This is a genomic window from Aminobacter anthyllidis (genome assembly GCF_018555685.1).
Lineage (GTDB): Bacteria > Pseudomonadota > Alphaproteobacteria > Rhizobiales > Rhizobiaceae > Aminobacter > Aminobacter anthyllidis.
Genome location: NZ_JAFLWW010000020.1, coordinates 18,038 through 31,822, shown reverse-complemented (window position 1 = coordinate 31,822; position 13,785 = coordinate 18,038). Strand labels below are relative to the sequence as shown.

Genomic DNA, 13,785 nt, shown 5'->3' with positions numbered 1-13,785 from the left:
AAGATCTTCGGCCGCCGCGGCACCGCTTAACTCGGCGACCATATCGCCCCTCGCATGTTCCAATGTCATGGCGCGAAAACTCCATGTTCATCGGCCTATTGCAAGGTGCCTTGGCGCATCGCTTACGTTCAGCACGCGACGCAGAGCTTCGGTATCCACGTCGCGGTCGACCCGGACACGCCGTCCGCCGCCAAGCTCGTTCTCTATGATGCCGCCTCTGCGACGGCGCTTGCTAACTGCCGAGGGCGATGCCAGCGCGTCGATGCCGGCGACGAAGGCCTGACAGATCTCCTTGGCATCATCCGCATCGAAATCGGCCGCGAGAGGCCTAGACCACGCTTGCGCCACAGGTCGATCTGCCAAAGGCGGTCCCGCGCGGCGTTGAAGCCTTGAACGAGGAAAAGATCTGCTTCGTTTCCGTCGTGATATGCGGGATGCCCCAGCGGTCGATCTCGATTCGCGCGCGGGCTGCTAGACCTTCGACTACAATCGTTTCGAGCTGGGCGCTCATCTGTCTCCCATCCTTCCGCTTCAAACTCCACGTCGCCGATATTGACGAGGCTTCCTTCATCTAGGAGCGTAATCGGGGTGTCCCGCTCCAACGCAACGCCTTGGCCAGCTCGGGCGGCCAATATGGTCTCGGCATGTTCGGTAACAGAGGCAAAGCGGAGCGAACGCGAGAAAAGGCTATGGCTAAGGACATTAGCACATACAGAGTTTTTCGGCGATGGAGAGTGAACCAGGCCACCTTCCAGAGTCTCAGCACGGCCTCACTCCGAAACTTCGACGGCAGCAAAGCGGTTACTCGGCAAAGAAAGGTGTCCCAGGCCGCCTTCGATCGCATATGCCGCCTTAAGAACGGTGGTGTCGCAATAACGCGCACCGATCAACTGTAGCCCAACGGGGAGCCCGTGATCATCCAGTCCCGATGGAAGGGACGCTGCCGGTTGCTGTGTCAGGTTGAAGGGATAGGTGAAGGGCGTCCAGTCGACCCACCCCTTGAAACTATCGTCCGGTCTGTCCCGTCCGACTGCGAACGGTGCGACAGGCATCGTGGGGGTGACTAGAAGATCATAGTCTTCGTGGAACTTCGCCATGAGGGCGGAAAGCTCGAACCGAACCGCCTCCGCTTCCTGGAACTCGGCCAGCCTGATCGTCAGGCCGCGTTCGGCACCTTCCAGAAAGCCGGGATCTAAGAGTTGCCTTTGCCTATCATCCATTCGCGACAGGATACGAGCGGCGCCGGCAAACCAAAATGTAGTAAATGTTTCGACCGGATTTGCGAACCCTGGATTGACTTCCACCACCTCGGCTCCGAGAGTCCGCAGCTGGTCGACCGCCTTGTCAGTAACTCTTTGGATGTCGTGGGCCACCTTCACATACCCAAGGTCTCGACTGTAGCCGCCGCGCAGACCCTTGAGGGTTTTTAGTGGATCGACCTGGAGGCCCGGATAAGCGGGTCCCGCATAACCGTCGCGAGCGTCCTTTCGCGCGATGACGTTCATCATCAGGATCGCATCCGCAACCGTGCGGGTCATCGGCCCCAAGTGAGAAAGCGTGGTCATGGCGCTGGCAGGCCATTGCGGAACGATGCCGAAGGTCGGCTTGAAGCCAAAGGTTCCTGTGAAGCTCGCCGGTATACGGATTGATCCTCCACCGTCGCTACCTTGATGAAGAAAGCCAAGGTTCAGGGCCGCCGCGACTCCGGCGCCGCCCGAGGATCCACCTGGTGTCAGGTCAGGGTTCCAGGGGTTGCGGGAGATGCCATAGAGGGGGCTATCTGTAACACCCTTCCAGCCAAACTCCGGAGTGGTAGTCTTGCCAAGGATAATGCCGCTAGCCTCGCGAATGCGCGCTGTAACGGGCGCGTCGTCTGTCCAAGGCCCGTCGGCGCTCCCGGACAGTGATCCACGCCTCGTCGGCCAGCCCCGCGTCAAGGTCAGATCTTTGATGGTGGCCGGAATGCCATCGAGAACTCCGGCGGGCTCGCCCTTCATCCAGCGCCCCTCCGAAGCCCGGGCAACAGACATAGCCTCTTGGTGATCGACCACGCAAAATGCGTTCAGCGTCGGATTGTTTGCGTCGATGCGGCTGAGACAGTTATCGACGACTTCAACGGGCGAGACCTGCCGCCTTCGGTATAGCTCCAGGCACTCGCATGCCGTCAGCTCATCAAGAGATGTTGGAACAGGTGAATGACTCTTCATTTTACAAGTCCTCTACATTCTGTTTGATAGAAACGCGACGGCAGCCATTGCTTGTTGCCTTCTTGGTGTTGTTATGCTGCATTGACGGCCCTTTTATGTATCTTTATTCAGCCTGCAGTGCGCATCAAATTCGACCTGAGACGCTTGTTCCCTCCGGTTCAATGGCGAAGGAAAAATGGCGTTGATTGCTCGGCCTTGCGAGGGGTACTTGTTGGCCGCTCGATTGACAGCGTTATTTGCGGTGCATGCTTTCCTTTGTGCAGAAGGAGGATTTTCTCGTCCAGTTCCTTGTCTGCCTCGGTGAGGCGATGGTTTAGGCGAAGGAAGTCGGTCCAGGTCGGCGTGCGGAATGTCTCAGTCCATCGCAAGGGCTTCTGCAGGTTGCGCTGGAGCGTCCAGTGTCGAGCCCCGACACGGCTGTGCACATGCCGGCGCTGGCGCATGAGGTCCAGAAAAGCTTCGAGATTCGCCGCGGGTACCAGGTACTCAACCTTGACCACGATGGGGCCGCTGCTCGGCTTCAGATCAAGCGCGACTGCGGGAGCGTCGAATTCCTCCAAAGGATCGGGCTCGGACACGCGGCGCTCGCGAAGGGGAAACAGGACGCCGGTGGCGGCGACCAGCAAAAGAGCACCAGCGGAGCCCTCCAGCGCCGAGGTCAGGGAATGGTTCTGGGCCACCGTGCCCCATAGCCAGCTGCCGGCCGCGATGCCGCCATAGATCAAGGCATAATAGATTGAGATCGTGCGCCCCACGATCCAGCGCGGGCTGGCCAGCTGCACACTCACGCCAACCCCCGACCAGGCGGTGACCCAACCGGCGCCACCCAAGGCGAGCGCAATTGCCGCCACCGCAATGGAAGAGGTCAGTGCAAGGGAAAGGGAGCACGCCGCACAGGCGACGCACGCGAGCCTCATCAACCGCTCCTGCGACAAGCTCCGTCTAAATGTGCTGTTGGAGAGGCCGGCGAAGACGGCGCCGGTTCCGAAGCCGGCCATACGCGTGCCATAGGCGAGTGGCCCCCCTCCCAACTGATCGCGGACAACCAGCGGCAGCAGCGCGAGTATGGCGATGCTCGCCAGACCAAAGAGGGTTCCGCGCGCGATCGCCGCCTTGATTTCCGATGACATCGCCGTGAAGCGCAATCCATCATAGATCGCCGTCCTCATTGACTCACGTGGAAGAGGTGAGGAGCGAACCTTCCACTTGCAGCGCCATATGGTGCCCAGGGGTACCAAATAGGTGAGGGTGGTCACACAGAAGGCCGCCATAAGCCCGAACGAGGCAACCACGATGCCGCCGAGCGCCGGGCCCACGGTCCGCATAGTGTTGAAGCCGACAGAGAGCAAAGGACGGCAGCAGGAACGTCGCGTCGGTGCACCATATCGCCAACCGAGGCCTGCCAGGCAGGATCGTTGAGAGCGCCTCCGCATGCGATCAAGAAGCTGAAGCCGAGGATCATCCACGGACTGACAAAGCCCAGCGCCACAACAGCGGTCAGCATCGCAGAGGCTATCACCACAAGGCAGCGGCCGGCGAACATGACCCTGCGACGGCTGAAATTGTCGGCGAGCACCCCGGCGAAGACAGATAAAATGAACGCGGGCAGGTTCGAGGAAGCCTGTACTAGCGCAACCATCAGATCGGAAGTCGAGATCGTCGCCATCAGCCAGCTGATGGCAACAGACTGCATCAACCAGCCGAGGGAGGAGACTTGAGAGGCCAGCCAGATAGAGCGAAACGTCGAGTTCTTGAGCGGCGTAAATGTCGCTGGCGGACCTAGATCTGGATCTGCGCCCGCCGCTCTGCTCATTGCTCCGACCGATTGTGTTCCGCCGAGCTAAACCACTTGGCGGGACACGATCCGATTACCGGTCGAATGCGTCAAATGCAGTCTTTGTATTATGGTCATCTAGCAGCGAGATGGTCCAGGGCAGACAATCGACCACAGCAGTGACGCGATATGCAATCTTCCATGGGTATCGAGCGATGCTAAGGGGTGAACTTCAAAAACTGCTGGAACGCACCCGTTTTGACCGGTCGGACAGCGTAGGCGATAACGCATAGGCTTGCGCCTAAGTTTGCAACTATGCCTTCCGATCCGTTCTTCCATCCGCCGCGTGAAGGGATCAACTTAGTGCAGCGCTGCAAGACAACCGAGAAGGCCCGCCTGGTCGATTTCCAAGATACAGTACGAGCGCCTGCCTAAAGGGGACATTTCATCCGAACAAATTTCAAACACAGGTACCCAGGCGCTACGTCGTCCTTCGAGCGCCCCGGGCGAAGGCGCGATCGGAAATCGTATGATCCAACGGCCGCATAGTTGATGCTTCAGCCAGCGGAAGAAACCGGCAACGGAGCAGCCGGCGTCGTCGCTGATTGAGATCGCGCCGGCCACCACCGCCTGTTGCCAGTCGAGGATCAGGACGATCGGGTCGCGTTCCGCTGCCCGACGATCGCCATCGTGGCAAGACGAAGATCGTGAGGCTGTACTCGCACGGGTTCATCCGTCGCTTTCTCCTGCATACACTGCCCGACGGTTTGCATCGCATCCCCCGCGCGGCGGGATGCCTTGTTCGATTTCAACATTCACTCTCTTTACGATTCTTGGAGTCGTAGTCAGCAAGCACTTCACCGCGGACCGAATGTGTGGCGGAGCAAGAATTACCTCATCGATCGCTGTGCCTTAACTGCATCTCGCGGCCAGATGACGACGATATAAAAACTGCATTTGACGCAACCCGCTAGGACAGTTGAATGTCTGCCTGAACCAAAGCTTGGAACGTTACGCGACAGCTTCGAACATCGTCCGATGCGTACTGTTGCGTAACCGAACCACAACATGGCAAATCATTGAGGTGAGATATGGCGACGATGTCCTCAGCTATTCCTCTGACGGGTGTCCCGTTCCCGAGATCCGAGTACGAGCGCAGGCAGCTCAACGTGCTGGAGGCAGTGGCGAGCGCGGGGCTAGACGCACTTGTAGTGACTGCCCATGGTCATCTTCGGTATCTCAGCGGATACGATGGTAGTGGTGGATACTTCGCACCGTTTCCTTTGATCATGGTGCCCGGTCAGCCGTCAACATTTGTTGTCCGACAGTATGATGAACAAGCGGTTCGTTCGTATAGTTGTATTGATGAGATCGTTACTTATACCCACCAGCAAGATTTTGGGAAAGTGTGTGCCGACGTCCTTCGTCGGTATGGTTTGCAAAGCAAGAGGATCGGTTTTGAACTTGGCTGCTGGAACCTCACGCTGGCAGATGTCAATGCGCTTCAGGCGCAGCTTCCCGACTTAAAGATCGCTGATGCGACTCGGCTAGTTTCTTCGGTAGCAGCGGTGAAGGGCGAGCTAGAACTCGAGTGCATGCGCGACGCAATGCGCATAACTGACCTGGCAGTGCGAACCTTCCAAAGCTCCCTACGGGAAGGTGTGACCGAACTGGAGATGGCAGCGACCATGGCGGAGGCCATCATGGCAGAGGCCAGCAACGCTGGCGGGGAAGTTGGGCTTTCTGGCAGTACCATTTTGTTCGGAGAACGGACGAAGTTGCCGCATGGCCCCCCATCTCGGCATCCAATTAGTAATAACGAGCCGGCTTTTCTGGAAATCGGCGCATCAAAACACGGATACACTGTAGGGATGGTCCGGTGCGCTGTGCTTGGCAGACATCCTGAGGCTGAGTCTCTACACACCTTAGCCGAGGAGGTCATTGACGCCCTCGTTGCCGCAGTTAAGCCGGGCATCTCCGCGGCGGCAGTCGACGCTGCCGGCCGTGATGTGCTGAAGCGATCTGGGAGAAAGGGAGTCTTTCGCCAACGAACCGGATACCAGACTGGTATTAGTTGGACTGAACGCGGTGACCTGAGCTTGGAGCCGGGCGCGGAGGATATCCTGAAGTCCGGCATGACCTTGCACATGCCAAATATTTTGTGCAGCGAAAACGGCTACTTATTCGGGGCTGGCGCTCACGTCCTAGTGACAGAGCGTGGCGCGGAACTACTGAGCCAAACGCCACCCACGCTCTATCGCGCATGATGCCTAAGCTAGTCGAATCAGGGCGAAGGATGGATTGATCGGTGCGGTCTCCGGGAATAATAAGTTGATAACGCCCGGTCCACCTGCCGGAGCTTCGCGACGATCTCTTCCGGCTTGTGCTTCTTCTGGGGCATTCCTTCGTCCTCCAAATGGCTCGAAAGCCTACTTCAGGGAGGACCACTTTTCAGGGGGCGGGCCAGTGTGTGACGATGTCACTGGACTGGGCGAAGAATTGATCGCCGAGCTGGCTGGGTCAGGATGTCGGTGGCCAGACCGCGCACATGAGCAGCCAGGCGACAGGTGATGCCGGGCGCCGAGCATCGGTCGCACAAGGGATTGAACAACCGGGCGGAGAATGGACATATGCCGCCGCGAAAACGGGAGCGGTTTATGCAAGGCTTCCGATCACCAGGAGCACCTGCAACGCTTCGTTTCGATCTTCTCGGCTCTGCGCAATCTCCGCCCCGCCCCGCCCCGCTCGAAACGCTCCGCTCTCGCTACAGATATTCACCGCCGGCAGGCCATGGCGGAATGGAAAGCCGTGGCCATGGTCAGCTGACATCAGCGGCCGCAGGTCTCAACGCGTGTACATGCAGACAACGTGACATCGCCCGCGCCGCTAAGCTCGCGGTGGTGACGGATCGACGATCGAAGCAACAACTGCAAAGATCTGCTCGAGATCCGGCCGATCGGATGAGGACGGCTGTCAGCGGCATCGAGGCAGCAAGCTGCTGCGACACGAATTTGAGCGGAACCCCAACCGACGTTGCCGCCAGCGAAAAAGAGGTCGGCACCCGAATAGTGTGACTCCATGCAGCGCCTCAAACTCGCCGATCACAACACCTGCTACTTTCTCTTTCGATTTTGAGACGAAGCGCATCGTCGACCGCGTCTACGCCTCACCTATCTCGTTGCACCATAGCGGCTGACCTCCACCCTGAACGCCATCATGAGAAAGAGTTCAGATCACATGAGCACACCTCAGATGGAGGGTCCATCTCACTTCTAGATGACGCTATATGCAAACTGCATTTGACGGAAACTCCCGTGCCACCGATCATCGCTGACAGTGGCACTTTTGGCCGAAAGTACTCAAATTCGGGAACGTACGCGTGGCCAGCGTTGAAAATCTCAGGGATGTTCAGGGCGAAGCAACCGCTTGGAGTCGAGGTTTCGTCGGGCTTGCATATGTAGACGATAAGATCAAGCCGAGGATGGGATCGCAGGACTTCGCTTACATGATTGAGGTACGGCCGGGTGCTTGGCAACGGCCCGACCGCTGCTCGGCATAGGCTATTGGGTGAATTTGGTCGAGACGACGCTGGCTTTCCGATGTCGGAAAAGTCAGGGCGTTTCGAGAACAGAAGACATCTCGGCCGGTCTCAGTCAGGACCACTAAAAAGGGGAACTAAAATGAGCTTTTGGATAAATCGCAGACGTTTCATGCAAGCGACCTCGTCGGCTATCGCAGTCGGCGCACTGTCCTCCGTCGTTCGCCCGGCTTCGGCGCAATCATCGGGTGAGTTAAGGGTGACGGTGGGGGGCGGCGATGTGGGTAAAGCCACCATCGAGGCCTACGTCAAACCATTCGAAGCTGAGACAGGTATCAAGGTGACGCCTATCACCGACGATGCAAACACGGGCCAGATTGAGTTGATGGTAAAATCGAGCAACGTTACGCTTGACGTTGCCTATCTATCGCAAGGGGCTGCCCTTACCTTAGCTGGTAAAGGCCTCCTCGAGAATATCGATTATTCAATTCACAAGAAGGACGAGCTAGACGGCATCTTTGACTTCGCCAAGCAACCGTTCGGCATCGCCTCGCTCATCTATTCATTCAACATGGTTTACAATACTGAAGCATTTCCTGCTAGCAAGCCGAGGCCCATGACCTGGGCCGATTTCTGGGACGTCGAAAAGTTTCCAGGCATCCGGACGATGGTGTCAGGGCAGTACGGATCGGAAGGGCCTTGGGAGGAGGCTCTGCTTGCTGATGGCGTACCCGCCGATCAACTTTACCCGATGGACATCGATCGCATCTTCGCCAGTCTGGACAAGATCAAGCCGCATATCCGCAAGTGGTGGGGCACGGGCTCAGAGGTCCAGCAATTGTTGCATGATAAGGCAGTCGATGTCGCACAGTCATATGACGGGCGGGCGCTTCGCCTGATCGACCAGGGTGCACCGGTCGAGATCAATCGGAATCAGGCAAAGCTACAATGGGATTATTGGGTGATCCCTAAGGCGGGGCCTAATATGCAGAACGCGCAGAAGTGGATTGAATTCGTTACACGCGCTGACCGCCAAGCGGCATTCACACAGCTATTCCCCGAAGGTCCAACCAACCGCAACGCCTTCAAACTTATTCCGGATGAGGTCGCCCGCAAACTGCCTACCCATCCTGAGTACATGAAGAGCTGCGTTTCCATGAAGGGACAGTGGTATAATGATATCGGGCCGGATGGCTTGACGAACACCGATAAGCTCATACAGCGCTGGAACGAATGGGTTCTTCAATAAAACCTGGCTTCATAGGATCTATCCTGGCCGGGCGAAAAGCGACGTCGCTCGGCCGATTGCGAGGAATCGATCCCACCACAACTTTGCCTCTGGCAAAACTTGCGGATTGCGAATTAAGGTTCCGTAAAACTGGTTGGGTGCACAGGGCTCTACCCCTGTGTTCCCGATCGAGTCAGGCGGCAATAGCTATGATTAATAGCAGGTGTCCGTCAGTGGTCGGTTCGTGCTGGAGGAGCAAAAGTGAACATGCATGCCCCCATCCAAAACTCAGAGGTCGCGGCGTTGCACGAAAGCCCCGTTCTGCCGCAGATTGAGTTCAGCAGCGTCACGAAGACCTATGGGAAGGTCACTGCGGTGAGAGATTTATCGATGACTGTTAGTCGTGGGGAGTTCCTAACCATTCTCGGTCCGAGCGGTTCGGGCAAAACTACAACCTTGATGTTGCTCGCCGGCTTCGAGGCCCCGACTGCCGGTGATATCTTGATTGCTGGGCGCTCCGTCGCCGCAGTGCCCTCCTATCGGCGCGACCAAGGCATCGTTTTCCAAAGCTATGCGCTGTTTCCGCATCTCACGGTGACACGGAACCTGGAGTTCCCGCTTGAAATGCGTGGCATAAACACTGCTGAAAGGACAACACGCGTCCGCCGCATGCTGGAGCGCGTGCACCTCAGTGATCTTGGCGGCCGTATGCCGTCGCAATTAAGCGGCGGCCAGCAGCAGCGCGTGGCGCTCGCCCGCGCGCTGATCGCAGATCCGCCGTTCCTCTTGCTCGACGAGCCGCTCGGCGCCCTCGATCGTAACCTCCGCGAGCAGATGCAGATTGAGATGAAGAGCCTACACAAAGAGTTCGGCATCACCACGGTCTGCGTTACGCACGACCAGGAGGAAGCGCTCACCCTGTCGGACCGCATCGTTGTTATGCGCGCGGGTCGGATCGAGCAGACCGACAGTCCGGAGGCCCTCTACGACCGGCCCGCAACACGTTTCGTGGCAAAATTCTTGGGTGAGGCCAACATCTTCGAAAATCACAACTTCAAGATTGAATCCGAGGCAGAGCAGCCGTCCGGCACCGTGGCTATGATCCGGCCCGAACGTATCTGCATTGTCGCTACTGATGCAGGGAAGCGCGGCGATGGAGACTTGCGCCAGTTCGTTACTGGCATCGTCGATGACATGATTTATGCCGGACCATTGAGGAAATACCACGTGCGCGTCGGCAGCAGCGTTTTTATCGTGCGTGAACATGTCGCCGCAAGGCAGCCGATCTTTCGACCCGGCGACGGAGTATGCCTCAACTGGCTGCGGTCCGACATTCGCTTTGTCGCGACGTAGCACACCAGGAGCGTGGACGTGATGAAGACCTTTCAAAAATTGGGTCAGATGCCAATTGGGCTCACCGTACCGGCTCTCGCTCTTCTGCTCGTTATATTTGGAATACCGATCATCCATCTTTTCCTGAACAGCATCAATGCGCCGGCCTTTTCGGCAACCAACTACTACAAGTTTTTTGGCCAACCGGCGAACGTCCGTGTGCTTTTCCAGACCATCGAAGTGAGCGTCGTGGCCACCGCCATCTGCCTCATCGTCGGCTATCCCACAGCCTATCTGATCGTAACCGCATCGAGGAGCCTGCGCATAACCCTCATTGCCCTCGTCATCATCCCGTATCTCACTAGCGGGTTGGCCCGTACATACGCGTGGATTGTCATTCTCGGCGATCGCGGCGTGATCAACAATGTGTTGGTCCACCTGGGGGTGATCCACAGCCCGCTGCAGCTGATCTACAACACCATGGCCGTGTATATTGGGATGGTGCACATTATGCTGCCGCTGATGATTCTGCCTCTTGTTAGCGCCATGATGGGCATCGACAGATCGCTGATGGCGGCGGCGCGCAGTATGGGAGCGCGGCCGCTCACAGCTTTTTGGCGGGTTTTCTTCCCCCTTAGCTTGCCGGGCGTGCGCAGTGGTTCACTGCTGGTCTTCGTATTCTGTCTGGGGTTCTACATAACGCCAGCTGCCCTCGGCGGGTTGCGTGACGCCATGCTGTCTACCTTTATCGCGGGGCAAGTTGCAAGCTCCTTCGACATCCCACGAATCGCCACCTCAGCCTTCATCCTCCTTGCCATCGCTGTTGCCGTGCTTTCCATGCTAGGGCTCGACCTCGCTGGTGCACAAGGGCGCGCGCCGACACCAGCGCGGAAGTCTTGGGTCGCGCGGCTACCCATATTTGGCTTGCTGAAACGCTATTTTAGCGAGTTTCTCAGTCCCTATCGGGCGAAGCTATGGACGACCCAGCTCTACCAGGCAGGAGATAACAGCAGCTTGTCGAACATCGTCGGCCCGCTGTTCGTATTGCTCGTAATGGTCTACCTTCTTTCACCTGGCCTCATCGTCATTATAATGTCGTTCAGTGCCGGAGCTTTTCTGGAATTCCCACCTTCAGGGCTTTCGCTGCAATGGTACCGATCCTTCTTCGGCGATCCGTCCTGGAATGGTGCTGCTTGGACCAGCATCCAGATCGGAGTAGCTGTGGCTATCCTTTCAACTATCGTCGGGACGCTCGCGGCCTACGGCCTCAACCGCACCCATCCGCGGCTGCGAGGCTTACTGACAATGGCGATTTTGACTCCCGTCACTATTCCCGTCATCGTCGTCGGCATCGCGACCTATCTTGGGCTGGTAAATCTCGGACTTATAGGCTCGACAACTGGGATCGTCCTTGCCCAAAGCCTCGGTGCCATTGGCATTGTCGTCGTGATCGTATCGGCGACTCTGGCAAATTTTGATCGAACGTTGGAGCAGGCAGCCAAAAGCATGCGGGCGAGCCCGCTGCAGACTTTTATGAGAGTGACGCTCCCGTTGATTCGGCCGGGAGTTATCGGCGGGGCCGTGTTTGCGTTCCTCCACTCCTTTGACGAACTCGTAATAACATCGTTAGTTAGCGGGTATTCGATCCGTACGCTCCCTCTCAAAATGTGGGAGAACATACGCAATCAGATCGATCCCACGATCGCCGCTGTGTCGGCCCTACTAATGCTTGTGCCCGTGCTTTGGCTCATCGTCCTCTACCTAACTTGGTGGCGGTCCCGGCCGAGAGATCACCACTCGCTCCGGGAACTTGCTACTTGAGCCGAAGGGCGTCGCAGGTGGTTGCCTCGTTTTACGGGGAATCAGTTTAACCCCGCCGTATCATAAGTGAACACGGCTGCGCCAAGTTCACTCTCGCATGACGCCGTGGAGCCTATCGCCGTCGGGTTTCTCACCCCCCGTGAGCCCACAGCGGCCACAATTGCGGCCGCGCCGGCCGCTCCAGAACGCGGCGCGGATCGGTGGTTGATGCTGCGAGCAAGATCACAACGGCAAGCGCAGGAGGCGAAGGGGAGTCGTACGCGCATGCGCTACGCCTCCGCTCCTTGCGAAGTTCTCGAGCCAAATGCCGCTCATGCCGACAAATACCGCCAGGATCAGCGCCGCCGGCGCAAGCACGAGCAGTACGCCCCAGCGCTTCCTCACAGATCGCCCTGGCCAGATTATTCGGCTGGTCTTGGACTTTGCGCTATCGCTGCCCGTCGATCATCAGGCCGAGCCTCAGCGCGCGCTTCTCGTGGCGCGGTGCGCCTCCGCGATCAGCCTGCCCAGCTTGCTCGTCTCGCGCATATCTTTTTGCGGGGTGGCCGGCGGAGCCGACGCCGCCTGAGATCTGCCCGGCGATTCCGAAGGAGCGGCGAAGCGCGATAGTACAGCGCCAGGCGTGACGTGCCTGTCGCAGCGCCCTTGTGAACATCGAGCAGCGGGTAGTAGTTCCACCAAGTCAGGCGGCGGCCATCTAAGAGCGCGATGGTACCGCTCGGAACATTATATTGGCGTATTGAAGACAGTCCGGCGCATACTCATAAAACGGAAAAACGCACACCGGCGCCTGGTCGCCTTTGCTACTCGAATAGGGATGAAAAATGAACGAAGCACCACATCTTACGTTTGATCTCGACAGCCCTGGCGTAAGCACGGGGCACCTCGTTGTGCCCAAAGGCGCGGACTGCGACTCTCTTTCGCTCCCGGTCTTCAGCTGCAATAGAGGGGAGGGACCGGCCCTACTTATCACTGGCGGAAACCATGGCAATGAACTGCAAGGCCCGGTTCTTGCTCGGCGACTTGTTGAATGGCTTCCCGAAGCGCAGAGGTGCGGCAGGATTATCATCGTACCGGAGATCAATCCACTTGCCGTGCAAGCCTGGACCCGCAACACGCCAATTGACGGAAAGAACCTCAACCGAGTCTTTCCGGGTCGATCGGATGGCTCGGTAAGTGAACGGATCGCAGATGCGATTTCGCGTCTATTGTTGCCTATGGTGGACACCGTTCTCGATCTGCACAGTTTTGGGCCGACCTGGGATTGTGCACCGTCGATCATCTCACACCCTATTGCCGATATCGATCAGATGACGAAGACGGTGAGCATTTCGAAGGCATTCAAGTTGCCGGTGACGTTGCTCTGGGAGCACAACGAAACGGATGGAATGTTCGATACTTGCGTGCATAGACAGGGCAAAACATTCATTTGCACTGAATTTGGCGGCGGCGTAGTTAGCGCCGAAGCTCTCACCCTGTACGAAGCTGGGGTTCGCAATGGGCTCATTGCGCTAGGGTTGGTCGCGGGCAAGGCCGAGTATCCGACGTTCCGTCAGCAGAAGTCCGGCCAAACACTGGAAACAACTGCCTCCGACCAGTTGAAATCGCCTTCGCCGGGCATCTTCGAACCGCGCTGCTCGGTGATGGATGAAGTGAAGCAGGGAGATGTGGTAGGCGTCCTACATCCGATGGGTTCGCTGTCCGCTGCTTCCATCGATATTCGCGCGCAATCGAAATCTATCGTGTTCGCAATCCGATCAGCAATGTATGTCCAAAGCGACGAAGAAGTGGCGATACTCGCACGCCCCTTAGCTCACTGAAGGTCGGATGTTCGTCGTCAACCGCGCGCGGGAGATTAGGGAAAACGGTAACCCGCCGGCGGTGT

At 57.8% G+C, this 13,785-nt stretch carries 6 protein-coding genes and 4 pseudogenes; 7 read left to right on the top strand and 3 right to left on the bottom strand.

Annotated features, from left to right (window positions below; genetic code table 11):
• Nucleotides 1–323 precede the first annotated feature (323 nt).
• The 3 genes and pseudogenes from J1C56_RS33875 to J1C56_RS32415 all read right to left on the bottom strand — a co-directional run.
• A pseudogene (locus J1C56_RS33875) lies at nt 324–511 on the bottom strand (penicillin acylase family protein); the annotation flags it as partial.
• A gap of 259 nt (nt 512–770) precedes the next feature.
• On the bottom strand, nt 771–2,207 hold the full coding sequence (locus tag J1C56_RS32420; protein ID WP_214394020.1) for an amidase: 1,437 nt from the start codon (nt 2,205–2,207) through the stop codon (nt 771–773).
• Between the two features lie 158 nt (nt 2,208–2,365).
• Nucleotides 2,366–4,020, bottom strand: a pseudogene (locus tag J1C56_RS32415) (MFS transporter).
• Nucleotides 4,021–4,632: 612 nt separating this feature from the next.
• Between J1C56_RS32415 and J1C56_RS33260 the strand changes: the two are divergent.
• The 7 genes and pseudogenes from J1C56_RS33260 to J1C56_RS32380 all read left to right on the top strand — a co-directional run.
• Nucleotides 4,633–4,760 (top strand): annotated as a pseudogene (locus tag J1C56_RS33260) (transposase); the annotation flags it as partial.
• 312 nt (nt 4,761–5,072) lie between these two features.
• A complete protein-coding gene (locus J1C56_RS32405) occupies nt 5,073–6,248 on the top strand; it encodes a M24 family metallopeptidase (protein ID WP_214394018.1) in 1,176 nt (391 codons plus the stop codon).
• Between the two features lie 285 nt (nt 6,249–6,533).
• Nucleotides 6,534–6,807 (top strand): annotated as a pseudogene (locus tag J1C56_RS32400) (DDE-type integrase/transposase/recombinase); the annotation flags it as partial.
• A gap of 854 nt (nt 6,808–7,661) precedes the next feature.
• Nucleotides 7,662–8,768 (top strand): ABC transporter substrate-binding protein, encoded by a 1,107-nt coding sequence (locus J1C56_RS32395; protein ID WP_214394017.1) that lies wholly within the window; start codon nt 7,662–7,664, stop codon nt 8,766–8,768.
• Between the two features lie 246 nt (nt 8,769–9,014).
• Nucleotides 9,015–10,100, top strand: a complete 1,086-nt coding sequence (locus J1C56_RS32390; protein WP_214394024.1) for an ABC transporter ATP-binding protein — start codon at nt 9,015–9,017, stop codon at nt 10,098–10,100.
• A gap of 21 nt (nt 10,101–10,121) precedes the next feature.
• The gene (locus J1C56_RS32385) at nt 10,122–11,900 is read left to right on the top strand and encodes an ABC transporter permease subunit (protein ID WP_214394023.1); all 1,779 of its coding nucleotides are present in this window, start codon (nt 10,122–10,124) and stop codon (nt 11,898–11,900) included.
• Between the two features lie 824 nt (nt 11,901–12,724).
• Nucleotides 12,725–13,720: a succinylglutamate desuccinylase/aspartoacylase family protein gene (locus J1C56_RS32380; protein WP_214394016.1), complete on the top strand. Its 996-nt coding sequence runs from the start codon at nt 12,725–12,727 to the stop codon at nt 13,718–13,720.
• Nucleotides 13,721–13,785: the final 65 nt, after the last annotated feature.

Excerpts from the sequence above, each read along its gene's own strand:
- J1C56_RS32390 (WP_214394024.1), top strand. The coding sequence starts at position 9,015 with ATGCATGCCCCCATCCAAAACTCAGAGGTCGCGGCGTTGCACGAAAGC.
- J1C56_RS32405 (WP_214394018.1), top strand. The coding sequence starts at position 5,073 with ATGGCGACGATGTCCTCAGCTATTCCTCTGACGGGTGTCCCGTTCCCG.
- J1C56_RS32385 (WP_214394023.1), top strand. The coding sequence starts at position 10,122 with ATGAAGACCTTTCAAAAATTGGGTCAGATGCCAATTGGGCTCACCGTA.
- J1C56_RS32380 (WP_214394016.1), top strand. The coding sequence starts at position 12,725 with ATGAACGAAGCACCACATCTTACGTTTGATCTCGACAGCCCTGGCGTA.
- J1C56_RS32395 (WP_214394017.1), top strand. The coding sequence starts at position 7,662 with ATGAGCTTTTGGATAAATCGCAGACGTTTCATGCAAGCGACCTCGTCG.
- J1C56_RS32420 (WP_214394020.1), bottom strand. The coding sequence starts at position 2,207 with ATGAAGAGTCATTCACCTGTTCCAACATCTCTTGATGAGCTGACGGCA.